Source organism: Shewanella xiamenensis (assembly GCF_014647135.1).
GTDB classification, from domain to species: Bacteria; Pseudomonadota; Gammaproteobacteria; order Enterobacterales; family Shewanellaceae; genus Shewanella; species Shewanella xiamenensis.
On record NZ_BMOP01000026.1, the window covers coordinates 1 to 27000 of the forward strand.

Annotated in this window: 22 protein-coding genes; 11 read left to right on the top strand and 11 right to left on the bottom strand. The window is 47.1% G+C overall.

The annotated features are described in order from the left end of the window. Positions 1–167 precede the first annotated feature (167 nt). From ahpF to IEY09_RS16995, 4 genes are all read right to left on the bottom strand, one after another. Complete coding sequence (gene ahpF / locus IEY09_RS16980) at positions 168–1745, bottom strand: alkyl hydroperoxide reductase subunit F (RefSeq protein ID WP_188871993.1); 1578 nt, start codon at positions 1743–1745, stop codon at positions 168–170. Positions 1746–1854: 109 nt separating this feature from the next. Then, entirely contained in the window at positions 1855–2424 is a 570-nt protein-coding gene (ahpC, locus tag IEY09_RS16985; RefSeq protein WP_011621596.1) for an alkyl hydroperoxide reductase subunit C, read from the bottom strand. A 313-nt stretch (positions 2425–2737) separates the two neighbouring features. After that, the gene (locus tag IEY09_RS16990; RefSeq protein WP_037414678.1) at positions 2738–4273 is read right to left on the bottom strand and encodes a leucyl aminopeptidase; all 1536 of its coding nucleotides are present in this window, start codon (positions 4271–4273) and stop codon (positions 2738–2740) included. An 89-nt stretch (positions 4274–4362) separates the two neighbouring features. Continuing rightward, the gene (locus tag IEY09_RS16995; protein ID WP_037414750.1) at positions 4363–5106 is read right to left on the bottom strand and encodes a spermidine synthase; all 744 of its coding nucleotides are present in this window, start codon (positions 5104–5106) and stop codon (positions 4363–4365) included. A gap of 90 nt (positions 5107–5196) precedes the next feature. Between IEY09_RS16995 and IEY09_RS17000 the strand changes: the two genes are divergently transcribed. Together IEY09_RS17000 and IEY09_RS17005 are read left to right on the top strand one after the other, a co-directional pair. After that, complete coding sequence (locus IEY09_RS17000; RefSeq protein ID WP_037414676.1) at positions 5197–5742, top strand: mechanosensitive ion channel family protein; 546 nt, start codon at positions 5197–5199, stop codon at positions 5740–5742. 247 nt (positions 5743–5989) lie between these two features. Then, complete coding sequence (locus IEY09_RS17005; protein ID WP_188871995.1) at positions 5990–6535, top strand: DUF3332 domain-containing protein; 546 nt, start codon at positions 5990–5992, stop codon at positions 6533–6535. 59 nt (positions 6536–6594) lie between these two features. Here the strand turns inward: IEY09_RS17005 and IEY09_RS17010 are convergent, their stop codons facing one another. The 3 genes from IEY09_RS17010 to fccA all read right to left on the bottom strand — a co-directional run bounded on the left by IEY09_RS17010 (position 6595) and on the right by fccA (position 10426). Then, positions 6595–7332, bottom strand: coding sequence for a dienelactone hydrolase family protein (locus IEY09_RS17010; RefSeq protein ID WP_188871997.1), 738 nt, complete (start codon positions 7330–7332; stop codon positions 6595–6597). A gap of 69 nt (positions 7333–7401) precedes the next feature. After that, on the bottom strand, positions 7402–8391 hold the full coding sequence (gene ldhA / locus IEY09_RS17015; RefSeq protein ID WP_055647423.1) for a lactate dehydrogenase LdhA: 990 nt from the start codon (positions 8389–8391) through the stop codon (positions 7402–7404). Between the two features lie 244 nt (positions 8392–8635). Then, positions 8636–10426 (bottom strand): fumarate reductase flavoprotein subunit FccA, encoded by a 1791-nt coding sequence (fccA, locus tag IEY09_RS17020; RefSeq protein ID WP_099456928.1) that lies wholly within the window; start codon positions 10424–10426, stop codon positions 8636–8638. A 500-nt stretch (positions 10427–10926) separates the two neighbouring features. Here fccA and IEY09_RS17025 point away from each other — a divergent pair, with 500 nt between their 5' ends. From IEY09_RS17025 to IEY09_RS17035, 3 genes are read left to right on the top strand one after another with little or no spacing between them, the layout of a single operon-like run. Next, complete coding sequence (locus IEY09_RS17025; protein ID WP_047538262.1) at positions 10927–11337, top strand: hypothetical protein; 411 nt, start codon at positions 10927–10929, stop codon at positions 11335–11337. Further along, a complete protein-coding gene (locus IEY09_RS17030; RefSeq protein ID WP_055647424.1) occupies positions 11334–11867 on the top strand; it encodes a class I SAM-dependent methyltransferase in 534 nt (177 codons plus the stop codon). The genes IEY09_RS17025 and IEY09_RS17030 overlap by 4 nt, the downstream gene beginning before the upstream one ends. 55 nt (positions 11868–11922) lie before the next feature. Continuing rightward, entirely contained in the window at positions 11923–12213 is a 291-nt protein-coding gene (locus IEY09_RS17035; protein ID WP_037414668.1) for a hypothetical protein, read from the top strand. A 95-nt stretch (positions 12214–12308) separates the two neighbouring features. On the opposite strand, the gene IEY09_RS17040 is transcribed toward IEY09_RS17035, so the two are convergent. The 3 genes from IEY09_RS17040 to ohr all read right to left on the bottom strand — a co-directional run bounded on the left by IEY09_RS17040 (position 12309) and on the right by ohr (position 14660). After that, positions 12309–12494 carry a hypothetical protein gene (locus tag IEY09_RS17040; protein WP_011621607.1) on the bottom strand — a complete coding sequence of 62 codons (186 nt, stop codon included), beginning with the start codon at positions 12492–12494 and terminating at the stop codon, positions 12309–12311. Positions 12495–12594: 100 nt separating this feature from the next. Beyond that, the gene (locus tag IEY09_RS17045) at positions 12595–14019 is read right to left on the bottom strand and encodes a cytochrome c biosynthesis protein (RefSeq protein ID WP_037414667.1); all 1425 of its coding nucleotides are present in this window, start codon (positions 14017–14019) and stop codon (positions 12595–12597) included. Positions 14020–14234: 215 nt separating this feature from the next. Continuing rightward, positions 14235–14660 (bottom strand): organic hydroperoxide reductase Ohr, encoded by a 426-nt coding sequence (gene ohr / locus IEY09_RS17050; RefSeq protein ID WP_047538267.1) that lies wholly within the window; start codon positions 14658–14660, stop codon positions 14235–14237. A gap of 129 nt (positions 14661–14789) precedes the next feature. On the opposite strand from ohr, the gene ohrR reads away from it, so the two are divergent. The 5 genes from ohrR (at position 14790) to IEY09_RS17075 (ending at position 20987) form a co-directional block, all read left to right on the top strand. Further along, a complete protein-coding gene (gene ohrR, locus IEY09_RS17055; RefSeq protein WP_099456924.1) occupies positions 14790–15284 on the top strand; it encodes a transcriptional regulator OhrR in 495 nt (164 codons plus the stop codon). 64 nt (positions 15285–15348) lie between these two features. Next, complete coding sequence (locus IEY09_RS17060) at positions 15349–16524, top strand: glycerol-3-phosphate dehydrogenase/oxidase (protein ID WP_188872020.1); 1176 nt, start codon at positions 15349–15351, stop codon at positions 16522–16524. A 179-nt stretch (positions 16525–16703) separates the two neighbouring features. Then, positions 16704–17858, top strand: a complete 1155-nt coding sequence (rlmC, locus tag IEY09_RS17065; protein WP_188871999.1) for a 23S rRNA (uracil(747)-C(5))-methyltransferase RlmC — start codon at positions 16704–16706, stop codon at positions 17856–17858. Between the two features lie 183 nt (positions 17859–18041). Further along, positions 18042–19193 (top strand): chromate efflux transporter, encoded by a 1152-nt coding sequence (gene chrA / locus IEY09_RS17070; RefSeq protein WP_188872001.1) that lies wholly within the window; start codon positions 18042–18044, stop codon positions 19191–19193. A 129-nt stretch (positions 19194–19322) separates the two neighbouring features. Then, positions 19323–20987 (top strand): methyl-accepting chemotaxis protein, encoded by a 1665-nt coding sequence (locus IEY09_RS17075; RefSeq protein ID WP_188872003.1) that lies wholly within the window; start codon positions 19323–19325, stop codon positions 20985–20987. 92 nt (positions 20988–21079) lie between these two features. Here the strand turns inward: IEY09_RS17075 and fdhF are convergent, their stop codons facing one another. Beyond that, positions 21080–25363 carry a formate dehydrogenase subunit alpha gene (gene fdhF, locus IEY09_RS17080; RefSeq protein ID WP_188872005.1) on the bottom strand — a complete coding sequence of 1428 codons (4284 nt, stop codon included), beginning with the start codon at positions 25361–25363 and terminating at the stop codon, positions 21080–21082. Positions 25364–25878: 515 nt separating this feature from the next. Here fdhF and prfB point away from each other — a divergent pair. Continuing rightward, positions 25879–26977, top strand: a protein-coding gene (prfB, locus tag IEY09_RS17085; RefSeq protein ID WP_164925631.1) for a peptide chain release factor 2 whose coding sequence is annotated in 2 segments (ribosomal slippage) — positions 25879–25953 and positions 25955–26977 — 1098 coding nt in all. Because the reading frame shifts where the segments join, the coding sequence is not laid out codon by codon here. Positions 26978–27000 lie beyond the last annotated feature (23 nt).

Consider the following 27000-nt stretch of genomic DNA (forward strand, 5'->3'; position numbering starts at 1 on the left):
ACCAAGCGGACAGGTCGAGCTTGTGTAGAGGTATTGTGGGAAGGATGGTTTAGGTTACAAACCATCCTTGAGGGTTACGAATTGGCCATGTCTCTCAATCACGAAGACTTGTGATCAAGAGACAGGCATAAGCTGGCTTTTTAGTGAGGGGATTAATCGGTTAACGATTAAGCCGCTTTAGTCGCTGTGGTTTCGGTACTGTCATCGCTATGGCGAATTAAGTAATCAAATGCACCCAGTGAGGCATTGGCACCGCTACCCATGGCGATGATGATTTGCTTGTAAGGTGAGTTAGTCACGTCACCTGCGGCAAATACGCCTGGTACAGAGGTTTGGCCGCGCTCATCGACGATGATTTCGCCGCGAGGAGTCAAATCCACAGTGCCTTTTAACCATTCAGCGTTTGGCACTAAACCGATCTGTACGAAGATCCCTGCCAGCGCGATATGGTGGCTTTCACCCGTTGCTCGGTCGGTGTAGTTCAGGCCATTCACCCGAGTACCATCGCCTGTCACTTCTGTGGTCATCGCCTGAGTAATGATTTTGATGTTACCCATAGATGCCGCTTTACGTTGCAATACATCGTCAGCGCGCAGTTTGCTATCAAACTCGAGTACTGTGACATACTCAACGATGTTGGCTAAGTCGATAGCCGCTTCGATACCTGAGTTACCGCCACCGATAACCGCTACACGTTTGCCTTTAAATAATGGGCCGTCACAGTGTGGGCAGTAGGCTACGCCTTTACCGCGGTATTCTTTCTCGCCGGGGACGTTCATTTCGCGCCAGCGGGCACCGGTTGCCAGCAGTACTGTACGGCTGCGCAGTTTCGCGCCGCTTGCTAACTCGAGCTCGAATAAACCATCGCTCGCCAGTTTAACGGCTTTTTGGTTATCCATAATATCGACTTCGTAGTCACGCACATGGGCTTCAAGGTTTGCCACTAGTTTTGGACCTTCAGTCGCTTTAACCGATATAAAGTTTTCGATACCAACAGTTTCTGCGACTTGGCCACCGAATTTATCGGCCACCACTCCAGTACGTAGACCTTTACGGGCGGCGTAAATTGCTGCCGCAGCGCCAGCAGGGCCGCCGCCAACGACTAAGACTTCGTATGGGGCTTTTTGGCTAAGTTCTTCGGCTTTACGGTTGGCAGCGCCAGTATCGAGTTTATTTAAAATCTCACCAATGCTGATGCGGCCTGCGGCAAACACTTCACCATTCAAGTACACAGAAGGTACGGCCATGATGTTGCGGCTGGCGACTTCGTCCTGGAACAGGGCACCGTCGATCATCACGTTGGTGATGTTCGGGTTAATCGCGGCCATCATATTCAGCGCCTGAATCACATCAGGGCAGTTTTGGCAGGTGAGTGACACGTAGGTTTCAAACTCATATTTGCCGGGCAGATTACGGATCTGCTCGATGATGTCATCGCTGAGTTTGATCGGATGTCCACCGCTGTGCAGCAGAGCTAACACCAGTGAGGTAAATTCGTGACCCATAGGCAGACCAGCAAAGCTAATCTGAGTATTGAGCTGCGGGTTAACCACTGTCATCGCTGGCGTGCGTTGGCCTTGAGCTTCTTTGAGGCTCACGAACGTTGAAAGGCTAACGATGTCATTGGCTAAGCTTTTTAATTCTTGAGACTTCTTGCTTTCATCTGCTGACACGACAAGTTCAACTGGTCTCTTGAGGTTTTGCAGATAGGTTTGCAGTTGATTTTTTAAATTCGCATCTAACATGATGACTCCAAATCAGCGTAAAAATTGAAAAATATTGAAAAACGCGAGGGGTGCCAATCTGACTCATGCAGGGGGGAGTCAGATTGGCGGGGTTGACCTTTAGGCGAGATTAGATTTTGCCAACGAGGTCTAAAGATGGTGCTAGGGTTTCGTCACCTGGTTGCCATTTAGCTGGGCAAACTTCACCATCGTGAGTCGCAACGTATTGAGCGGCTTGGATCTTACGAACCAGTTCTTGAGCGCTACGGCCGATACCTAAGTCATGGATTTCAGCAACTTTCACTTGGCCTTCTGGGTTGATAACGAAAGTACCACGGAGTGCTAAACCTTCTTCTTCGATCATCACACCGAAGTTACGGCTGATCACACCAGTAGGGTCTGCCAGCATTGGGAAGTTGATCTTCTTAATAGTGTCAGAAGTATCGTGCCATGCTTTGTGAGTGAAGTGAGTGTCAGTCGATACTGAGTAAACTTCAACGCCCATTGATTGTAACTTAGCGTAGTGATCCGCCATGTCGCCTAATTCAGTTGGGCAAACGAAAGTGAAGTCTGCTGGATAGAAGAATACAACTGACCATTTACCTAACAGATCTTGTTCTGTTACAGGCACGAACTCACCATTGTGGTAAGCAGTGGCTTTGAATGGTTTGATGGTGCTGTTGATAATTGATTGAGTCATTTTATGCTTCCATTTAGTTGATTATGGTGAATTTAGTGACGGGCATTAGCTTGTTCCCCCGTCGATGAGAAGTATATTACTGACCTAACGACGATAAATATAACGGATAAAAACTATCATCCTAATCGATTTTATCGAATTCATTGGGTTTGATATGATGGATTAATCGATTTTTCAGCACTGGCGTGTCTTAGCGGCTAATCGATTGTTTAATTTGGTTATGTAGCGTTAGGGAAGGGCAATAAAAAAGGGATATCGACGATATCCCTTTAAACATAAAAACGGTTGCAACAAGCTACTGAAGTTCTAGGTTCTAGTTTTGCGTCTTAGGCTGGGTTAACCAGGTACTGAGCAGGCGCACACCATAGCCTGTGGCACCTGCGGGCACAACGGCGGTATCGGTGGCAGTTAAGGCATTACCAGCGATATCGAGGTGAGCCCAAGGTTGCTCACCCGCAAAGCGTTTGAGGAACATGGCGGCTGCTGATGCTCCCGCGCTGCCTTCTTTACCGGTATTCTTTAAGTCGGCGATGGTGGATTTTAGCTCGTCGTCGTAGGCTTGATCTAACGGCAAGCGCCAGACTTTTTCACCCACCTGTTGACCCGCAAAGGTGAGTTGCTGCACTAGCGGCTCTGAATCGGTAAATAACCCCGCATAAACGGTGCCTAGCGCACTGACTTTTGAGCCTGTAAGGGTGGCAACATCAATGATGACCGATGGGCGGTAGTTTTCACGGGCATACCAGAGACCATCGGCGAGCACTAAACGGCCTTCGGCATCGGTGTTGAGCACTTCAACCGTAAGGCCTTGGGCGGTTTTAATCACATCGCCTGGGATCATCGCATGGCCCGATACCATGTTTTCAGCCATGGGCATAATGGCGACAAGGTTAACTGGCGCCTTTTGAATCGCCATCGCCTTGACTGTGCCGAGTACAGTTGCCGCGCCCGCCATATCGGACTTCATTCGCGCGATGGAAGTGCCTGTTGCTTTAATGTTGTAACCGCCAGAGTCGAAAGTAATACCTTTACCGACGAGGGCGATAGGTGCTTCTTTGCTGCCGGGCCAGTGGGCGACAACCAGCTTAGGTGGGCGCTCACTGCCTTTACCTACGGCCGCTAAGGCGCCAAGATTTAAGCGTTCAATATCTTTGGCTTCGAGTACTGTGACTTTTACGCCGAGGGCTTTGAGTTTACGCGCCTCGTTAGCAAAGCTTTCGGGATACATGTTTCCCGCTGGGGCATTGGTAAGATCGCGAGCTAAAAACACACCTGCTTCGATAGCTTGCAGATTCTTATGATGTTTTTGGTTTTTGCTTAAGTCATCAACGCCGATTTGATAGTTCTTCTCGGCGCGATTACTGGTTTTAAATTGAGTGTAGCGGTAGCTGCGCAGCTCAATGCCGTGGGCGAGCTCTGAACCAAAGAGAGGTGCGTTACTGAGGCCTTGGGTCAGCACGCGTACCGTGGCTTGTGGCACGGTTTCAAGTTTGGCGGCAATGTTGCCACCTAAGGTATTGATTTCACCGGGTGTTAGGGTTTTAGCATCGCCAATCCCAACCAGTAATACTCGCTTAGCGTCAATTTCGCTCGGGACTAAAATCTCTAAAATTTCACCGCGTTTACCCGAAAAACTGTTATCAGCTACCGCAAGATTGAGTTGATCCTGAGTCGACTGGGGCAAAAAATCGAGACTATAGGTTGTTGAATCAGTACTTTGGAACAGTACTAAGGTATCTGAATTAAGTGAATTACGAGTGTCAAAGCTAAAGGTTTCGGCGTTAGCATTGAGAGAGTTAAGGCACGCCAGAGCCATAACGCTTAACAAAAATTTATTCTTATTTTTCATGGTGACAACTCATATCTGTGGAGAGTGAGAAGCATAGCAAAGCTGAGTCTTAGGGTTAACTAATTTACGCCATTTGACTGAGATTAATCTTAATTCCAAGGGCCAAACCGTGTTAGTGAGCGTTCAAGGGCAAAATCCAATTGCTGTGACAGGCTTTGTGCTTGGCTCTTAAGTGCGCTGGCGCCAAGTGATTGCGGTATTTGGCTAGCAAAAATCACCCAGTTTCCACCACTGGTGAGGCAAGCATGCACGTGGGCAAAATGGTGCTGCAAATCGGCGAGTAACTCGCGATTTTGGCTATGTTCCTTCCAGCAGTTAAGCACTAAATAGCCATCGGGTTTAATCCGTTGAGTACATTGCTCAAGGAAGGTCGCCGAGAGTTGCCCGGTGTTAACGCCTTTGGCGCTGTAGATATCAGCAAAAATCACATCGACTTTTTTATGCTCGGCCGATGCCATAAAGACGAGGGCATCATCATTGATAACATTCAGCTTTTTACCTATTGGGAGTTGGAAGTAACGCTTGGCCAGTTCGATAACCGTGGGACGAAGCTCTACTGCGGTTAGCTTGATGGCTGCGTCAAATCGGCGCAGCACATGGATAAGTGCACCGCCACCCAGACCCAGTACTATCGCACTTTTGGGCTTACAAAATAACAGAACCAGCATCATGCCCTGTACATAGGTATGCTGTGGAATATGGGGAGCGGTTTTTAGGATTTTGCTTTGTTCATCGTTGTCACCGAAGGAGAGCACGCGCGAATCACCATAGTCGAGCACGCGGATAGGCCCGAATGTATCGTGAGTTTCGTGTAACAAAATTGCGTCGGCCATGGTCATTATTACTCTATTTGCGTTGAGCTGATTTGCGTGCAGGTATAAAAAAGTTAGAATTCAGCTGGTTTCGTTTTTTAAGTGGCTATTATGACAAATCAAATCCTGCTTGCCTGTATTTATCTTGTGGTGTTTATCTTTTTGCAGCGAGCATTAACTCAATGGGTGAAAAAACTCTCATTAATGAAGCAGGTGAGTGCGGCCCGTACCAGCCTGGTCACGCGGTTTATTTCCTATGTGATGTTTTTTATCACTTTGTCGTTAATGGCGGTTTCACTTGGATTAGGTTATCAAGATGTGTCGCTGTTTGTTTCCTCCGCGTTTGCGGTGATGGGGGTCGCCTTAGTTGCCCAATGGTCGATCTTGAGCAACTTGACTGCTGGCGTACTGATCTTTTTTGTATTTCCGTATCGGATTGGTGAACGTATTCGGGTGGTGGATAAGGATGAAGATATCAGTGGAGTGATTATTGAAATCGCGCTGTTTCATGTACTTATCCTCAGGGATAATGGCGATACCATCACCTATCCCAATAACTTGATGCTGCAGAAGGCGGTGTTAAAGCTGGCCGATCAGTCACCGCTTGCCGAGCGTCAAGCGTTGCAGGATGGCAAAAAGAAACTCGACCTCGAGTAATCATTCTCCTGTATGTGCGCCATCGCTGTACATTTATTAGCAAACTGTTGTCGGCGCACTCGCAAGCACTTAGTTTTATTATCTTGGCGTTAGCTTTCGTTGCTTAATCTGTTTTATATAACAAAATCAGTGTTACTGATTACATTTTCCTCCATTTTTTTACCTTAGATTGTGCCCTGTTGCACGGTTTAGTGCCCACGAATCCGTAGAATCCGCGCTTTTGTTTTTACCTAATGGATCTAATTTAATGAAATCTACACTTTTAGCTGTGACGATTGGCACGCTACTCGCGACCCAGTTAACCGGTTGTATGGGGCAAATGGGTTTAAGCCAAATGGTGACTAAGGGAAATTTAAGTGCGGTGGATAACCGTTATGGGCGTGCAGGCTTGTTTATGCTGTTAAGCCCTGTGTATGGCATCGCGGCGACAGGCGATCTGTTCATCTTTAATACCATTGAGTTTTGGACTGGCAAGAATCCGATTACCGATAAATCACCCGCTGTGGTTGATATGCCAGTTGAGGCGATTTTTAAGATTAATCCACACGTGAGTGATGAGCTTAGATCTGCGCCAGTGAAGCTGACTCAAGCGCAAATTGCTTACCCCGATGAGCATACGGTCACTATGACCTTAGCCTACGAAGACGGTAGCACCCAGTTATTATCGGGCCGTAAAGTTGGCGAAGATGTGGACTTTTTCCTCGATGGTGCTTTTATCACGCGAGTGAGTAACCAAGAACTTGTTGCTTATAGCCAAAGCCGTTTACATGCGCCAGCAACACCTGCTGCTTAAGCTTTTGAATTATCCAACCCATAAAATGGTTTAGATTTATGGGTTGGATAATAACAATATTATCGCAGTACCCTCTGGAAAAACGCCACAGCTTGCTGATACATCTGCAGTGCTAGCGCGGGATCGTAGCGCTCGCCCTCATCACGCATAAAGGCATGCTGAGCATTCACCTCAAGCCAACTGAAGTTGCGGTTTTTAGCCATCAACTGTTGGTGGATCAATACCCGCCCCTCGGGCGAAACATGGGGATCTTGCTTACCAAACACTAACACTAATTCCCCTTGAATATCGCCTGTGCGACTCAGCGAGTCATTGCCATAGGCACAGGGCAGGGTATTGGAATGAATGTCGGTGGGATAGAGGCAAAACGCGCCCAAAATCTCGGGATTGAGTGCTGCCCGGTAAGCTAAGTGGCCACCAATACACACGCCCATACTGCCGACTTTACCGGTGCAATAACTCTGCTGACGGGCAAAATCGATAAGGGCTTGGGTGTCGCTGTCGTGCTGCTCTAAGGGCTTGGCAAATTTATCGGCATTGCCTTTGTCTTTACCCACATCATCGTAGGCCAGCACTGTGCCTATCGGATTAAGCTCGTGAAATACCTCTGGCACTAATACCACAAAACCGTGACCTGCGAGTATTGTTGCGGTGCGGGCGATGGGCGCGGTTTGCTGAAATATCTCCGAGTAAAAAATGATACAGGGGAATTGCCCGGTGGCATCTGGGCGGTAGAGGTAAGTACGCATTAGCCCTGAAGGCGTGGAGATATCCTGAGTTTCCTGAGTGACTAACATATTGAGATTCTCTCTGTGAGGCTTCAAACGTTGAAGCCTCACTTTAGCAGTCAGGTATTAATCTGTCAGTTAAAACAGTTCATTACCACAGCGCCCGCCTGCGAGCACGGCTTTCACATTGCTCAGGGTTGTATTGGCGATCGCGCCCAATGCTTCTTCGGTAAGGAAGGCTTGGTGACCGGTAAAAATCACGTTGTGACAGGCGGATAAGCGACGGAACACATCGTCCTGAATGATTTGGTTCGACTTATCCTCGAAAAACAGTTCTTTTTCGTTTTCATACACATCTAACCCTAAGGAGCCAATTTGGCCGAGCTTTAAGGCTTCCATCGCATCGAAGGCATTGAGCAGACCGCCGCGGCTAGTGTTGATCACCATGACGCCGGGTTTCATCTTAGCAAAACTTTCTTTATTCAGCAGATGGTGGTTATCGGCGGTTAATGGACAATGCAGGCTGATAATATCGCTGGTGGCGTAAATGGTATCGAGATCTAAATATTCCACATTGAGCGCTTCTACCGCGGGATTTGGGTAGGGGTCAAAGGCAATCACTTTACAACCAAAACCGAGCAAGACCTTAATGGTGGCGACCCCTATCTTACCAGTGCCAATTACACCAACAGTTTTGCCAAACATGTTAAAGCCGACTAACCCCTCGAGTGAAAAGTTAGCATCACGGGTGCGTTGGTAGGCTTTGTGGATTTTGCGGTTTAGGGTCAGCATTAAGGCGACCGTGTGCTCGGCCACGGATTCGGGGGAATAGGCGGGCACGTTGACCACTTGCATACCTAAACGTTTTGCGGCGACTAAATCGACATTGTTAAAGCCTGCACAGCGCATAGCGATGATTTTTGTGCCGCCGTTAGCGAGCTCGACTAACACTTCTTCACAGAGAGAGTCGTTAACAAAGGCGCATACCACCTCAAAACCTTCGGCAAGCTTTACCGTTTGCATGCAGAGACGATAATCGAAATACTCAATTTGCGCACCAAATGCGGCATTAGTACGGTTAAAATGCTGCATGTCATAATGTTTTGCGCTAAAAAATCCAATTCTCATTTCAATCACCTAAGGGTTACATTGTTACTGGCACTGAGTGTATGTGACTCGGCGACATTTGTCCTCTGGTGATGAATTTACCCCGTAAAAAGAGTGAGCTTAGTCATCAATTGCTCAAAAAAGCATAAAAAAAGCGAGCCCCTGACGGCTCGCTTGTGTCGATAAGCTTGAGTGTTCAAGCTTGGCTCTCATGGTCGTGCTATGTGAGCCTAAGGTTAGTCCATTAACCTAGAAAGAATTGATATTAGTGATCTTTCGCGAATTTAGCGGCTGATGCACCTGCGATACGGCCATAGGTCACGATATCAGAGATAGCGTTACCACCTAAGCGGTTAGCACCATGCACACCACCAGTGACTTCGCCCGCAGCGTATAAACCTTCAATAGGTTTACCAGTTTTTTCACTCTTCACTTCGGCTTTAGTATCAATCACGATACCGCCCATAGTGTGGTGAACCGCTGGCGCGATTTCTAAGGCATAGAAAGGTGCGACAACTAACTCACGTGGTAAATCAGGACGTTCGAATTGAGTATCTTTACCTGATTTCACGAAACCATTATAAGCAGTCACTGTTTTTGCCAGTTCAGCTGCTGGTATATCGAGTTGTTTCGCTAACTCTTCGATGGTTTTACCTTCTTTAACGATGTTCAAGTGAACATAACCTTCGATGGCTTTCAAGCTCTTACGGATAGAGTCATCGAATACGAGGTAAGCACTTTCACCTTTTTGTTTCAGGATCGCAGCAGATGCTTTGTCACGGGTAGTGATTTCGTTCATGAAGCGGTCACCATCACGGTTAACCACGATCGCACCGTTACCACGTACGGCTTCGGTGATCATCACACCGCCGGCTGGTGAGTAAGTTGGGTGAGCTTGGATGTATTCTAAGTCACGTGTTGCTGCGCCAGCTTGCAGAGCGACGTCTAAGCCGTCACCGGTAGCACCTGGGTGGTTAGTTGCTTTAAAGCCTTTTAATTTAGGATCGTACTTAGCAACGCGGTCGTTGTTTTTCGCGAAACCACCAGCAGCAATGACTACCGCATCGGCTTTGATTACATAGTAACCAGTGTATTCACCTTTCACTAGAACGCCGGTCACTTTACCGCTCGCATCCTCAAGGATACGTACAACACGGCTGTTTAAACGAATATCAGTACCACGTTTAATGGCGTTGTCCCACAGTACTTGTGCAACGTGAGCACCAACACCTGCACCACCCGTTGGGCGGTGGCTACGGTTAACGCTTGCGCCACCCATACGGCCTACGTCAGTCATGTCGGCACCCATAGAGGTTAACCAATCAATAGAGTCTGAAGAGTTGTTGGCCAGGACTTTCACTAATTCAGGATCGTTAATGTTACGACCACCTTTCATGGTGTCGTCGATCATGATTTGTTTCTTATCTTGGATACCTAACTTAGCTTGTGGCTTAGTTTCTGCGGCGTTCATACCACCAGCAGCCAGTTTAGTGTTACCACCTGGGATAGGTTCTTTTTCTAACAGGATCACTTTTGCGCCAGCGTCACGGGCTGAAACGGCAGCAGCAAGACCTGCACCACCAGAGCCGATAACGACAACGTCAGTTGTTTCTTTCACGCCTGCGGCAATGGCTTTATCTTGAGCCGCTTTGTCTGCATCAACAGGAACAAACTTACGTTCCCACTTGCCGCCAAATGGCATATCAAAGCCGAAGCTATGGCAAGCATCACAGTAGGTTACTGATTTTTCGTGGCCTTTGTGGCAGCTGGTACAAGCGATTTCACCGATTAAGTGAGATTTGTGCGGAGAAACTTTATCTTTTGGCGCTGCAGCAGCCAGTTCTTTTAGATCACCGTGGCAGCTAACACATTGGCCATTTTCATGAGTCAGGTTGTCGTTGGTTACGCCACCTTTGTCTGATACGTGGCAGCTATCGCAGCCACCCATTTCACCGTGAAAATCGGCTAGTACTTCTGGTGCAGCATAGGCTGTGCCAGCCATTGCACCAGAGATCAGCATGGCTAGTGCTGTTTTTTGAATCTTTCTTGTGAACATAATTGTTCCTCCGCCGTACATTTCATCTACTTAATAAGGGTTATTCATCATGGCGTGATATTTATATTTTACGTGGCTCACGCGCTTTTAGAGTATTCTCCATGAACAAAGTTACCACTATCTAAAGAGGTATATGCGTACTTAGGTCACATAACGATTGTTACAGTGAGAATTACATAATTGAAATGTGCAATATGGCTGAAAATATTACTGAAATTGAAGTTAATCACTTAGAGAATACGGTATAACTTGCGTGAGTTAACATATTTTGGTGGGCTTAATTATAATTTAATAATTGTTTTTTAGCGTGGGTATAGTCAGCTTTTTGTTGTTATGGCTTTGATTTTAATGGCTTATTTTTGATTTTGCTCTTGGTCGTGAATGTGCGAGAATTTATAATGTGAGTATTCTATAAATAATTAAATTCCACCAGTGTTTTTTGAATAAATATATTATATTTTTCCAAAATGTTATTTAAGTGGTGTTGAGGGGTTAAATTTATGCCTAGGCAGCAGATTTCTGAAAAACGTTTTTGGGTACAGCGACTTAGTAAAACAGCCTTAAGGGCTTTGCATATATTAGGCATTGCAGGTGCGGGTGGAGGGATATTATTAAACATTGATAAATCCCTTTGGTTAAATTATTGGTATCTCGCCATGAGCACCGGCAGCATATTAATGTTGTGGGAAATTATGCGGGATTGGCGTTGGTTAATTCAACTTAAGGGTGTGTTAACCCTTGGAAAATTAGGTTTGCTTTGTCTGTTTATCCCCCTTGCCAATTACAAGCCAGAGTTGTTTATCTTGGTGTTATTTTTATCTGTGATAGTCTCTCATGGCCCGTCTGGACTCAGACACTATTCGATAGTGCATCGCAAACAGATAGACACTAAAAAAGAGATAAAGGGATGACACACGCTACACTCTGCACAGCTTCGAGCTTAATTACCCAGTTTCAATGGCCCGAGCTTGTAGGGCTTAAGGTATTGGATTTAGCCTGTGGCTCTGGGCGAAATGGATTGTGGTTTCTGAATCAAGGCTGTGAAGTGACCTTTATCGACCAGGATTTGAGTACATTGGTCAAGCTAACACACGACAAAGCACATCAATGGCAGTGGAATTTAGAAGATGGCAGCGCCCCTCTGTTACCCCAAGACACTTTTGATATAGTGCTAGTCTTTAATTACTTACATCGGCCACTGTTCCCGCAAATTGCCGCTAGCCTTAAGCACGGTGGACTCATTGTCTATGAGACTTTTACGTGGCAACAGGCGGAAATTGGCCGCCCTCGCAATCCCGATTTTTTACTCAAAGAACACGAACTACAATCCGTATTTGCTAACTGGCAACCTTTGCATTACTTTGAAGGGCGGTTAAGCGATGCTGTTACGGGTATTGAAAGTGCTAAGGCGCAGTTGATCGCGCGAAAACCGCTCCAGTGATCCCATTGGGGGTCAACTGCCACCATAAGTATTAAATAAGTGTAAGAGGCCAAGGATGTTTCCGTATCCAGAGCAGTATCGTGTTGCCATGCCACCTATAACCACGGCGCTAATGGTGGCTTGGGCCCTGTTAAGCCACAGCTTGTTAGCCGATGCTAGCCCTTTTGCCTTGTATCCACTGTTTACCTTGTTTCCTGCTGTTATTGGGCTGCATTTATATTTGATTTGGCTTGCCAAAGGGATGAGTCGACTCGACCAATGTTTTTATGCCTTGGTGCATATTCCTCTGGCCTTTGTTGTGTGGACTTTCACTATTATGCATGTGAATGGTAATGCCTTTTCTTAAGCTTGATTGGTTCCCCTCAGCATCAGTGCATTAAAAATTGTAAATAAAAACGCCCCGAACTTCGGGGCGTTTTTTGGTTACACATTGAGCTAGGATTAGGCCGTAGTGTTGATATTGTGGCCGGTATTTCCCACGGGTTGAGGTGTTGCAGCGTTAATTAAATCAACGGCAATTTGACCTTCTGCCTTTTGCTGCTCTTTGGCTAACTGCGCCACTTTAACGCCAACGGCACCGTTTTCTAAGTTGGGCGTGATAGCTTGGGTGTTCAGTGAAATAGACATAACTAACCTCAATTGTAAGCTGAGTCTTTGTATCGGCAAGCTCAGGTTTTACTTTAGTCCGTTATCCCAAGTTTGCCAATCCAAAGCCGAGCGTTAATGCTTATACTGCCTTGTTGGCTTTTGCCGTCAGTAACTTGCGACTTAGCACTATGATGAAGGTGAGCCCTAAAGAGCCTAGGATTAACCCCAGTGCCAGCCCAACACTCTGTAGCGCAGTGGGATCAATCACTAGCGCAACCCCCATACCAAACATCATCACACCCGACATCAGCTTGAGTGCTTGGCCTTCTTTTTCTGTCAGTTTACGTTTGCCTAAGGTCGCACTAAATACAATCACAATAATTGCCAGCGGGATCACATAGACAATGTTGTATAAAACCAGATACATATAGCGCTCAATCTCAGGCAGGTTATGCATGGATAGTACGCTGGTATAAATCATTGGGAAGCCTGCGGTGCAGAGCAGTTCGTAGGCATTGGCTAAAATCGCCAGTACAGTCGATCCCAGAATTAAGGCGCCTAAACTACTGGAATTAGAGAGTTTCCCCATGCGTTTGATCAGGCTCGTACGGTTTTCAGCTGACATTGAGAGGGTGACTTCTCCTTTAGTAAAGAAGTAGTCTTTTACGTTAATGGTGCCTGCGATCAAGGCTAAGACCCCGGCCGCTAAGATGATCATTCCACCATCACTACCTGCTCCTAGCAGTTTGAAGATATTCAGCCATGCCGTCATAAACAGGAAATAAATAAAGCCAGAGAAGAACACGAAGATACCGCCGACTAACAGCATACGGCTACGGCTCTTCGCATTAACCATAATCGACAGTAAAAACAGCAATACGAAGAAGGCGCAAGGGTTAAAGGCATCGACGCCAGCAAGTACTAACGTTAGCAGCGGGAGTGACATCGTCTCGGGAGTGACCACTCCGACAAGTGGTAATTCAACGGGTTGTACTTCAGCTTGGTCGGTACTTGCCAGGCTAGTTGCATCACAGGTGCCTTCACCTGAGTCGGTTCCGCAAGTGCCAAACAGAGGTTCACTATTGGTCGGTGCAGTTGACGCAGCTCCCTTTGTTGGCATATCCGCTTCGCTTAGCTGACCACCTAAGGATAAGTAACAATTCTTCAAACGATTAACGAGGAACTCGCCAGTAACCGCTTCGCTGGAATAACCGATAATGGCTTTTTCGCAGCTCGCCATATAAGGAACTGAGCGGGCTTCTGTGGCGGTTTTGGCGGCAATATTTTGCCAAATATCCTGTACGCCAGGTGCAGAAACCATATGGGATTCAAGTTCTATCCACGGATATTTTTGCGGTAGTGAATCAATAAAAGGGTGAGCTTGTGCGCAGTGTGGACAGGTTTTCGACCAAAAAAAGTAGAGTTTAATCTTAAGCTCACCTTGGGCGTTGACGTAATGCCACGTTTGATCGGAAGTATTTGGGGTGTCGGCCCAACTAGGTGCACTGAGCATTGCTAATGCGAGAGAGCATAGCAGAGCGAATTGGGTTAAGTATTTAGTCATAGTGCCTCCACAATTGTGGACAAGATGTGTTTTAAATGGATTTCTGACTATTACTCTACTGAATTCAATCCTTTTGATTAAATTAAGCATTAAGAAATGTTAGTTAACTCGCGATTAACTGGTTTTTGGGAAGTGAGGCAGGTTTACTGTTGGGGAAATAAGCTGCGAATAACTGAAAAGCACCCCAAGGTGCTTTTCAGTCTATGGTTAAGCGCTTAGTTTAATGCTATGCCATTAACACTCAGTTTTACATCGATATTATTACGTGTAGCGTTAGAATATGGACACACTTGATGGGCATGTTGTACTAAGGCTTCGGCTTCAGCTTGCGGCAGGTCAAGATTGACTTCTAGGGCGACAGTTAAGGCAAAACCTCCCGCATCATTGGCGCCAATGCCAACCACAGCACTGACAGGCGCTTCAGTAATGGCCACTTTGCCGATTTTGGCAACGTGCAAAACCGCATTAGAGAAACAAGCCGCATAACCTGCTGCAAACAGTTGCTCAGGGTTAGTTGCTAATCCACTTCCGCCCATTGCCTTTGGATAGGCGAGTGCTACATCGAGTAACCCATCATCGGTACTGACTTGGCCTTGACGACCTGCTCTGGCGGTTGCTCGGGTTTCATACAATGTTTTCATGTTTAGATCCTCAGTGTTTAAATAGTTAATTTAAGTTGCGTGCAATTTAATTGTGATAAACTATAGTTCGATCTTTAGTGTGAATGCAAGTATATTGTGCGCAATATATTTAAGTTTTTTGGAATGACTATGCCAAGCTCTGAGTTAACTTCAATGGAAAAGGCGTTAGAAATGTCTGAAACCACCAATACAGACAATGTGTTATGCCTAGAGAATCAAGTTTGTTTTTCTCTATACAGTGCAGCAAATGCCATGGTGCGAGCCTATCGTCCTATGCTTGATAAGCTAGATTTAACCTATCCCCAATATTTGGTCATGCTAGTGTTGTGGCAGGAGCAGGGGATTAGCGTGAAGACCTTAGGAGATAAATTGTTCCTCGATTCGGGTACATTGACGCCGTTACTTAAACGTTTAGAGTCGAAGGGATTAGTGAGTCGCGGTCGTAGTGAACAGGATGAAAGGGTTCGGGTGCTCAGTTTGACTTCTGCTGGTCAGGCGTTAAAGCGACAGGCCAGTGAGATCCCACATTTAATGCGCTGTAAAATTGGGGCTGAAATTGATGATCTTAAAGCGCTAAAAGCCATGTGTGATAAAGCATTGGCACAGTTGCACAGTGTAGATTAGGTATCTCTGTTCGAAAGAATTGGGATACATTAGCCAGAAGCACGTCAGGATGGATAAAACCTCTATGAGTTCATTCGATATTGCTATTATCGGTGGTGGCATCAGCGGTGTCGGCATTGCCCAATATGCCGCAGCGGCAGGGTATTCAACTTTACTTATTGAAAAAGGTGAGATTGGCGGCCAAACCTCAGCCAATTCCAGTAAGCTTATCCACGGTGGCCTACGTTACCTTGAGAGTGGGCAAGTTAATCTCGTGCGCAAGTCACTGCTTGAGCGGCGTAATTTACTGGATCTGGCGCCTAGCTTAGTCAAACCCGTTCCTTTCTACATTCCCGTCTATCAGGACAGTCAACGCAATCCGTTGACGATACGTGCTGGGCTGACTTTATATGCATTGTTGAGTGAATTTGACCCGCTTGGGCGTTTTGTCTCTATTCCCGCGGTGCATTGGCATCGTTTTAACGGGCTTAAACTCACGGGGTTAAAAGCGGTATTCCAATACTGGGATGCACAAACCGATGATAAATTACTCACTCAAGCAGTGGCGCGAAGCGCTCAAGCACTTGGCGCGCATATTTATGCTGAGGCAGAGTTTTTGCAGCTCAATCATTTACGGGAGCATATTGAGCTTAGCTTTCGCCATTGCGACCAAGTACAACAAATTGATGCCAAGCTTGTGATAAACGCTGCTGGCCCTTGGGTTAATCAGGTATTAGCTAACGTTGAGCCGCCTCTTGCGGGTGTTGAAATCGATTGGGTGCAGGGAGCGCATTTATTGCTCGACTTGCCTGCACCTGAGGGGATTTTATATTTAGAATCCTGCTTCGATAAGCGGGTGATTTTTGTGATGCCTTGGTATGGACAAATGCTCATCGGCACCACTGAAACAGTGCTGACGTCCATCGATACCCCTCCCCAAGTAACGGAATCTGAAACTCAGTACCTCTTAGGTATTTATCGTCATTACTTTCCACTTTCCCCATCGATTGAGGAGCTTAAGGCTAAGATAGTGCAAACCTATTGCGGCGTGCGAGTGCTACCTAAACAGGCTAGTTCCGCTTTTGAGCGGCCTAGGGATACCTTAATGCAAACCTCAGTTTCACATCCAAGGCTGCTGAGTTTATATGGTGGCAAACTCACGACCTTTAGAAGCACTTCTGCTGAAGTAATTGAATGGATTGAACAAAAGTTAGGGAAACGTCCACCAATCGCCGATGTAGACAGCCTCAGATTAACTTAATTCTGTCTAACATTGGGTGTGATGCTGTGGTTGAAGATGATCTTTCGGCATAAAAACGCTAAAGTGTGGCGCTTTTTAACTGAGGCCGTTACGGTATTTGTTATGCTTCAGTTGTTATCTCAATTTCACTCGCCATCTCAATAGATTAGATAGACGGGAACTGCTGTGGGTACGATGCTGTGAGTACATTAGTGCAATGTGGGTATTTTGAACAAGGCCAATGCCAATCCTGTCGTCATATTAAGCTCCCTATGTCGATGCAATTAGCGGTGAAAACCCAAGAATTACAGCAATTGTTAGCCCCATTTGTTGAGCATACTAATACCCAATTTTTGCCGCCCGTAGTGGGCGAAGACCAAGGTTTTCGTAACAAGGCGAAAATGGTGGTGCTTGGCGCGGCTCATGCGCCTGTACTGGGGATTGTCAGTCCAAGCGGTGAGGCGGTTAGTCTCTGTGACTGCTTGCTGTATCCTGCTGATATGCAAGCGTTGCTCCACCGTCTGGAGCGTTTTGTGCAGCAAGCGGGTATCCCGCCGTATCGTATCGATAAAGCCAAGGGCGAGCTTAAGTTTATTCTACTGACGCGCAGCCAAGTGCGCGGCGAATATATGCTGCGTTTTGTGCTGCGCTCATCCGATGCCATTGCCCGTATTGAACGGGAATTACCCGCGTTGCTGGCTGAATATCCACAAATCAGCGTCGTATCGGTAAATATTCAGCCCATTCATATGGCGATCCTTGAAGGGGATGAGGAAATTTTCTTAACTGAAAATACTCGTCTTGAAGAGCGCTTTAACGATGTGCCGTTATTTATTCGCCCAAAAAGCTTTTTTCAAACGAATCCACAGGTTGCTGCAAAACTGTATCAAACCGCCCGCGAGTGGGTTGGCGAATTTGCGCCAAACTCGCTGTGGGATTTATTTTGTGGTGTGGGCGGTTTTGGTTTGCACTGTGCCTCCAAAGATATCCCTTTAACTGGGATTGAAATCGAAGCTGAGGCAATTGCTTGCGCGAAGATGTCGGCGCAAATGATGGGGCTGAATAACGTGCAGTTTATGGCGCTCGACTCCACCGATTTTGCCAAGGGTGATGCGGCGCAAACAAAGCCCGATTTGATTATTGTTAATCCGCCGCGTCGTGGGATTGGTGAGTCCCTGTGTCACGCCTTAAGTGAATTTGCCCCTAGGGCGATGTTGTATTCCAGTTGTAATCCCAAAACCCTTGCTAAAGATCTCGCCCATATTCGTGGCTATCGATTAACTAAGGTGCAGTTATTCGATCTCTTTCCCCATTCGGATCATTTCGAAGTCTTAGCCATGTTGGTAAAAGATTAAGCGATCTAAATGAATGCTCGCCTGAGCAGTAGATCGCTATAGTCAATTTAGAAGTCGATAAAAAGGAATTTTGCTCATTTTACCTTTGGTTGAGTATTTTTGTGTCTTGCTGATTTAGCTTTCATTAAACTGTCTTTTTAGTGACATAATCTTGTTCACTTTATGCATCGAAGGGCAAAGTTTATGCTACAGATATTCTTACGTTTTTTTTCTCTTGGTCTGATGAGCTTTGGTGGACCAGCGGCGCATATTGGTTATTTTCGCCAGACCTTTGTCAACGAACTCGCCTGGCTTGATGATAAACGTTATGCCAGTTTTGTAGCCTTAAGCCAATTTATGCCGGGGCCGGGATCGAGTCAGGTGGGGTTTGCCATTGGTTATCATCGTGGTGGGCTTTTAGGGGCGATAGCCGCCTTTGCTGGATTTACCTTGCCTTCCTTCGTGCTGATGTATTTACTCGCTGTGACGACTGCCGCTTGGTTAGGTAACGAGTACATGCAAGGCATTGTGCATGGCTTAAAACTGCTGGCCGTCGTGGTTGTTGCTGATGCGGTATTGGCGATGTTTAAGCAATTTTGTCAACGGCAAACGGCGCGTTTACTCATGCTCGGTAGTGCCGCTGCGATACTCATTCTGCCTTTCTTATGGACACAAATCACCTTACTGTTGCTTGCTGCCATTTTAGGTATGTCATTCCTGAGTGCGACTGAGAGCGAGTCCAGTAAAGATGAACCGATTAGGTTAAATTACCTGAGCTTAGGATTATTCATTGTCTTATTTGTGGCGAGTTTTTTTGCCTTAAATCTGGGGATTGAAGCAGGGATTTTTGGTGAGTTTTTTCGTGTCGGGAGTTTAGTCTTTGGTGGCGGCCATGTGGTGCTGCCACTGCTTGAAACCGCTGTGGGTGATACGATGAGCGGCGATCGTTTTCTCACCGGATACGCCTTTGCCCAAGCTGTGCCTGGGCCGATGTTTACCTTTGCCACCTTCCTTGGCGCTGAGATGATGCTAGACAATCCCTTTGTCGGTGCGGCCATCGCAACTGTAGCAATATTCTTACCGGGATTTTTATTGATGCTGGTGGGCTTAAAGAGTTGGCACGCGATTGCCGCCAGACCCAAGATTGCTGGCATGCTTTCGGGCGTGAATGCCTGTGTGGTGGGATTATTGGCGGCGGCGCTGTATCAACCCGTGTTTACCCAAGGGGTGTTATCTGCGGTGGATATGGCTGTTGTCTTGCTTGGTTTGGGTGCATTAAAACTCTTTAAACCGCAGATGTTGTTACTAGTCTTAGGTTTCAGTCTATGTGGTATAGGACTGATATTATTAGCTTAAAATCAGTTGAGTATAATTTTTATCCTCTATAGAAAATTTTGTTAACCTAGGCGCTAAGTGGATGCACCTTTTTGGCTATACTTCAACAATATAATAAATATAAGCTAAATCACTCTGGAGTAAGCGAGCATGTCGAATTTAAGCCTGCGTAATAAATTACTGCTGTTATCTTTGTTTCCCCTCATCTTGACCTTATTAGTGTTAATGACTGTTTCCTACTATGTCGAACAGGAATCTCTCGCGGAAGAGGTTGTGACCTTTAGAACAAAATTAGTGGGCGAACGTAAACAACAAATTAAAGAAGCGACCGAAATTGCCGCGGGAATTGTGCAATACCAATTGTCCTTAAAGGAGCAAGGTAATGTGAATCAAGCATTGCGAGATATTCGTTTTGGCAGTGCGGGTTACTTCTTTATGTATGATTCCCAAGGTAAAAATATATTCCATGCTTTATTACCTAATTTAGAAGGTCAAAACAAAATCGATATGACCGACCCGCGCGGCACCAAGATTATTGTTGGTTTGCTGGATGCGGCGAAACGGGGTGATGGTAACTTTTCTTACTATTATCAGAAGCCTAATACCAATGAGCAAATTGAGAAGATAAGCTACGTGATGATGGTTCCAGGTACTGACTGGATGTTAGGAACTGGCGCTTATATTGATGATATTGAAGCCGTAGTTGAAGATTATCGTCAAACTGTGACTGAACAGATGGCTGAGAAATCGTTTATGATCCTCCTAATCGCCATTGTGTTAACGGGGATTACGGCGTTTATCATTATGGTCGCCGCCCATCGAATGGTCGTGCCGATCAAAAATATGGCTGATAATCTTAATGATATTGCTAAGGGTGAAGGGGATTTAACTAAGCGCTTAATAGTTAAAGGTGAAGACGAGATTGCTCAATTAGGTCGAGCTTTTAACTTGTTTGTCGATAAGCTACAAACCATTATCGGTGATGTGGCCAATGCGACCGCCAAAGTCAAAACGGCTGCCAATGCTATTCATGACCAAACGAAAGTGATGTCACACCAACTGCTCAGTCACAACAATGAGACTGACCAAGTCGTTACCGCGATTACTGAAATGTCATCTACCGCGAGTGAAGTCGCGCAAAACACCACCCAAGTGGCCGAAGCTACGCATGCGGCCACAGGCGATGTTGCTAATGCTCAGCGCTGTGTCGATGCATCATTAGAAGAAATTACTGGGTTGATGGCACAAATTAATAATGCCGCGGGCAGTATCAAATCGTTGAGTGAACAATCGCAGAAGATTAACAGCGTATTGTCGGTGATTGGTGGCATTGCCGAACAAACCAATTTGCTCGCTCTTAACGCAGCCATTGAAGCCGCCCGAGCCGGTGAACAGGGACGAGGTTTTGCCGTGGTAGCCGATGAGGTACGTAACTTAGCCAGCCGAACTCAGGCAAGCACCTTAGAAATTAATGAAATGCTATCTGAGCTGCATAAGCTGGTCTCGCAGGCGGTGAAAACCATGGACGAGAGTCAGCAGAGTTGTGTGCGCTCGGTTGAATCTTCCCGTGCTATTTCTGAAAGCTTAGGTTCGGTTACCTCGGCGGTAACGGCGATTAACGATATGAGTACCCAAATTGCCACTGCGGCGACCGAGCAAAGCTCTGTGACCGAGGAAATTAACCGTAACGTTTATGCTATCCAAGAAATCGTGAATGAGCTGCTGCATTCCAGTGAAGATGCGGCAAGGGTGAGTCAGACTGTGTCGCAGGAAGGGACCAATCTTGGCAAGTTAGTTGGGCAGTTTAAAATTTAATACTGATTAATTATTGAGTTATAAAATAAAACGGGAGATAACATCTCCCGTTTTTTATATCCATTTATTGAGTCGTATCCCCAAATATCTGTTTAGGCTGGTTCGATAACCCGCTTAGTCACCTTTTCAACTCTTACTGCGCAAACCTTATATTCAGGGATATAAGCCACGGGATCTAAGGCATTGATGGTGAGTTTGTTCGCTGCGGCTTCGACAAAATGGAACGGCAAGAACAGTACACCGGCTTGGGCGCGTTTAGTCACAAAGGCATCTATCTCAATCTCGCCGCGGCGGGTGATAAGGCTAATTTTGTCGCCATTATTTATCCCGAGTTGCTCGGCATCATAGACTGAAATCATCACTTTAGGTGCGCCGAGTAAATCCAGTCCCGGTGTTTTACGGGTGAGTGTACCTGTGTGGAATTGTTCTAAGAGCCGCCCCGTTGATAGCGTCAGTGGGTACTCGTTGCAGGGCATTTCGGCGGGAAGACGATAACTGACGGGCGTAAATAAGCCTAAACCGCGGGTGAATTGACTCTGGTGCATAATCGGTGTTCCCGGATGATTTTCATCTGGACAGGGCCATTGAATACCCTGAGGCACTTTACCCTCTGCACTTGTGGTTAATCTTTCCCAACGAATACCGCGATACTGGGGTGTTAATACATTGATTTCAGACCAAATAGCCTCTTCATCTTTGTAATCCCAGTTTGCGCCCATGGCATTAGCCAGCGCTTGTACGATCTGCCAATCGGGTAAGGCTTCCCCCGGTGAGGCAAGCGCTTGCTCGAGTCGCTGCACCCGGCGCTCGGTATTGGTAAAGTGACCGCGTTTTTCTACAAAAGCGGCGGCGGGCAAGACCACATGGGCAAGCTCGGCCGTCTCGGTTAAAAAGATATCCTGCACTACCAGAAACTCGATTTGACTCAGTGCATTAAGCACATGAGCTTGATCGGGATCGCTCAGCACTGGATTTTCACCCATCACATATAAGGCTTTGATTTTGCCCTTGGCAATGTCGTGCATCATGTGGGTTGCCGTGACGCCAATTTCCCCCGATAACGGCGTTTGCCAGTGGTTTTCGAAGCGCATTCTGGCATGAATATCCGTGACCTTTTGATAGCCTGTGAAGTAGTTGGGTAATGCACCCATATCACAAGCCCCTTGCACATTACTCTGGCCGCGTAGCGGATTGATACCCGCCCCTGATACTCCGATATTGCCGCAGAGTAGTTGCAGGTTAGAAATGGCGGTGACGTTATCGTGGCCTGTCGTATGCTGAGTGATGCCCATGGCGTAGTAAACCGCCGTTTTTTGTGCAGTGCCTATGGTACGCGCGATGCGGGCGATATTCTCAGCCTTAACGCCTGTGATTAGGGCGGCGTTTTCGAGGGAGTAATCCTCCTTCGCTAATTCCGCATAGAGGCCCTCGATCCCTTCAGTACGCTCGGCGATATAGGCTTTATCTTGCCAATCGTGGCGAATAATTTCCGCCATAATGGCGTTTAATAGCATCACATCCGTGCCCGGTCTGTGGGCAACATAGAGTTCGGCCTTTTCTGCTATGCCTACGCGTTTAGGATCGGCCACGATTAATCGTGCGCCGTGCTGCATTACCGCCTGCTGGATTTTTGAGGCAATAATCGGATGGGCGCAGGTGGTGTCTGAACCGATGATAAAGATAACATCCGAGTCCTTAATACTTGGAATATCATTGGTCATCGCGCCACTACCAATACTCTGCTGTAAGCCCGTTACCGTCGATGAGTGGCATAGGCGGGCGCAGTGATCGATATTATTGGTACCAAGAACGCTGCGGACAAACTTTTGCAGCACAAAGTTATCTTCGTTAGTCGCTTTGGCCGAGGCGAGACTAGCGATCGCGTTGCTGCCATCTTGCTGTTTTATCTCGGTTAAGCATTTCGCCACATAGGCGATGGCTTCGGGCCAACTACAAGGTTGTAGCTCGCCTTTTTTACGTATCAATGGCGTTGTTAGGCGTTTGTCGCTGTGAATAAAATCGAAACCAAAACGCCCTTTAACACATAACATGCCTTGGTTAACAACCGAGTCTTTATTGCCTTCGATATGGCGAATGCGATTGGTGTTAGGGTCAATTTTAAGATCCAGACGACAGCCTACACCGCAGTAAGTACAAATCGTCGAGGCGGTTTTAAGTGCTGTTTTATCACCTTGGCGTTTGTCCCGCGCATCGACCAGTGCGCCAGTGGGACACACTTGCACGCAGTTGCCACATTGTACACAGCGACTATCGGCCATACTTGCGCTAAAGCCAACTCTCGGCGCGCGGCGCACTTGGCTTTGACTGATTTCCTGTGGCAGCGCCTGATAGGAATCTTCGGTAAATTGGATGGCGCAGTGGCCGCTCTGCTGCTGGCACACATCAACGCATTTGCCGCAGCTAATGCAACGGTTGGCATCGAATTGAATAAAGGGTGAACTCTTATCTACGCTGAAATGCCGTGCATTTTCAGTGAGTAAGCTTTTGCTCTCAACACCATAATCCGTGGCGTAATCCCTCAGTTTACAGTCGGTATTGGCCTGGCAGGCGCACTCAAGGCAACGTGCCGCCTCTTGCATAGCGGCATCTGCGGGAAAGCCCAATTCGACTTCACTGTAATTCAGCAGCCGTTGTAGTGCTGTGAGTTCGGGCATTTTCAAGCGGGGCTGACGTGGCGTATGGGGATAAAGCGTTGGTGCAGCTTCTGATGTTGCTTTCGCTTGCTTAAGGCCGCTCGGAATGGTTTTTACCGAGTTAAAATCGTGGGCATGTAAATCACAGCTAAGGCCAATTTGAAGCATTTTATCAATGGCTTTTGCCGCTTTTCGGCCATCACCGATCGCGGCAACGGCAGTCGCTGGGCCGCGGCGGGCATCGCCCATCACAAACAGTTTTTCCACACCCGATGACATGGTTTGCTCACAACCAATGAGGGTGTTCCAGCGACTGAGTGCCAGCTCGCCATGGCTGAGTTGCCCCATGGGATCTTGCATAAAGCTCAGGTCTGGTGCCTGCGAGACGGCGGCGATAACAGTATCAAAGGCTTCGGTAAAGGTTTCCCCTGTGTCCACGGGGGCGCGTCTGCCTGAAGCATCGGCTTCGCCGAGCGCCATTATACTAAAGGTAACCGACTGTACATGTCCATTGGCATCACTATGATTTTCAATGGGATTGGTTAAGAAGTGGAATTTTACTCCTTCGACTTCGGCCTCGTGTACTTCGTAAGCTTCGGCGGGCATTTCGGCGCGGGTACGGCGGTAGATTAAAGTAACATCGCAGCCTTCACGTACCGCTGTACGAGCACAATCGATGGCGGTATTGCCGCCGCCGATGACTGCGACTTTTTTACCCAACTTCAATTGCTTATCGAGGCAATGATCCTTAAGAAAATCTACTCCAAGATAACAGCCCGCCAGCTCCGAGCCTTTATAATTCATTGGCACCGCTTTTTGGGCGCCGATCGCAAGGCACACCGCATCGAAGTCGGTGACCAACTGGGCTAAGTGGATCTCATGGCCGAGGCGAGTATTGGTATGAATGATTAAACCATTACGACACAGCAGCTCGATTTCTTTATCGAGAATCGCCTTGGGTAAACGGTATTCGGGAATACCGTAGCGCAGCCAACCGCCCGCCTTGGGCATGGCTTCAAATATCTCGACATTATGCCCTTGATTCGAAAGATAATAACCCGCACTTAAGCCCGCAGGACCTGCGCCTATAATGGCAATTTTCTTACCCGTGTCAGCGAGGCGTGGCGGTTGATAGCTATTGCCGTGCTCGTCATCGGCTAAATCTAAATCGGCAGCGTGGCGCTTGAGTTGGCGGATGGCAATAGGGTCGTCGACGAGGCCGCGGCGGCATTCGGTTTCGCAAAACGCGGGGCAGACACGGCCAATCGACAGCGGCAGTGGCAGAGTGTCTTTAATGACTTTAATCGCTTGGGTGTGGTCACCTTGGGCAATGTGGTAGAGATAGCTTTGTACATCGACCCCCGCAGGGCAGGCCTGTTGGCAGGGCGCTTCACAATCGGCAAAGTGATCACTCAAGATGGTGTTCAGTGCCGCTTGGCGCTGTTTGGTTAAAAACGCCGATTGGGTGATGACCTTCATGCCTGTTTGGGCTGGGGTTTCACAGGCTTTAACGCAGCGCAGACTGGCATCGCTATTTTCGATTTGCACCAGACAGAGGTTACAGTCCTGCTTTTCGGCATGGGCTTGCGTGTCCAATTGCCGTGAGGCGTCAGTGGGATCGCACAGGCTGGGAATAGCAATACCCGCCTTACGGGCTGCGTGTAATAGGTTATCGCTCGGCTCGGCCGAGACTATCTGATTATCGATTCGAAGTTCTATCATCCCATGGCCTTTTATATTTGTAGGGTGCTTGCTGCATGGCAGGCTTAAGGTGGATTTGAGTATAACTAGAGCGCTTTAGAAGACGCTTATGGTCGAGGGAAGTTTGATGCTAAATTGCTGCTGTCATCACAAACAGGCGTCAGACTGTGCGCTGATGAAAGTTTATTGGTGGAATACTGTGATTATCTCAGCATTTTATATGTGTTTTATCTGTATCTTGTTTAATCCTATGCAGTTTTTAGTGATTATCACTGTTTAGTAAACTTAATTTTTAATTGAATCGGGGCGTCAAGCTGGCAATTTCATGTAAGATCACAGTCTTAACTCGGCTTTGTCTGTTAATCTGCTGACCCTAACGGTGCTTTTTATGCTGATAAAATCGCAGTGAAACGCTATCACGCCCTAGGTTTACCAGCGTTGTTAGGTTAAAATGCGCGGTTGCAATTACCGTTAAGCGCCGCCTGCTTTGATGGGAAACCCATTAAAACGGCAAAAATAAGCGAAGTTAAAAATCCATGTTTGAAGTTAATCCAGTAAAATTCAAAATTAAGGAGCTTGCCGAGCGTACGCAGCTTCTTAGGGGGTATCTTTGACTACGATGCTAAGCATGAGCGTCTAGAAGAAGTCAGCCGTGAACTTGAAAGTTCTGAGGTGTGGAACGAGCCAGAACGTGCTCAAGCCCTAGGTAAAGAGCGCGCCAGCCTCGAAGCCGTCGTAAAAACTATCGATGATATGGACTCAGGTCTAGAAGACGTTGAAGGTCTACTTGAGCTTGCCATCGAAGAAGAAGACGAAGACACCTTCAATGAAACCACCAAAGAGCTGGATTATTTAGAGAGCCGTTTGGCCGAACTCGAATTCCGCCGTATGTTCTCTGGTCCACAGGACGCCTCAAACTGTTACTTAGACATTCAGTCGGGCAGTGGTGGTACAGAGGCGCAAGATTGGGCCAACATGGTACTGCGTATGTATCTGCGTTGGGGTGAAGCCCACGGATTCAGTCCTGAGCTGATGGAAGTGACCGACGGTGACGTGGCTGGTATTAAGGGCGCGACCATTAAGTTTACCGGTGAATATGCCTTTGGTTGGTTACGTACCGAAACTGGCGTGCACCGTTTAGTGCGTAAATCACCATTTGACTCATCGGGTCGTCGCCATACGTCTTTCTGCTCGGTATTCGTTTACCCTGAGATTGATGACGATATCACCATCGATATCAACCCTGCTGACTTACGTATCGACGTATACCGCGCCTCGGGTGCCGGTGGTCAGCACGTAAACCGAACCGAATCTGCGGTACGTATTACCCACTTACCGACCAACACGGTAGTGCAGTGCCAGAACGACCGTTCACAGCACAAGAACAAAGATTCGGCGATGAAACAGTTAAAAGCCAAACTGTTCGAATTAGAAATGCATAAGCAAAATGCCGAAAAGCAAGCCGCGGAAGATGCCAAATCTGACATCGGTTGGGGCAGCCAAATTCGTTCTTATGTATTGGATGATTCCCGTATTAAAGACTTACGCACTAGCGTGGAGACGCGCAATACCCAAGCGGTACTCGATGGCGATCTGGACAAGTTTATCGAAGCCAGTTTGAAATCAGGGCTGTAATTAATTCAAAGGTATAGACGAGA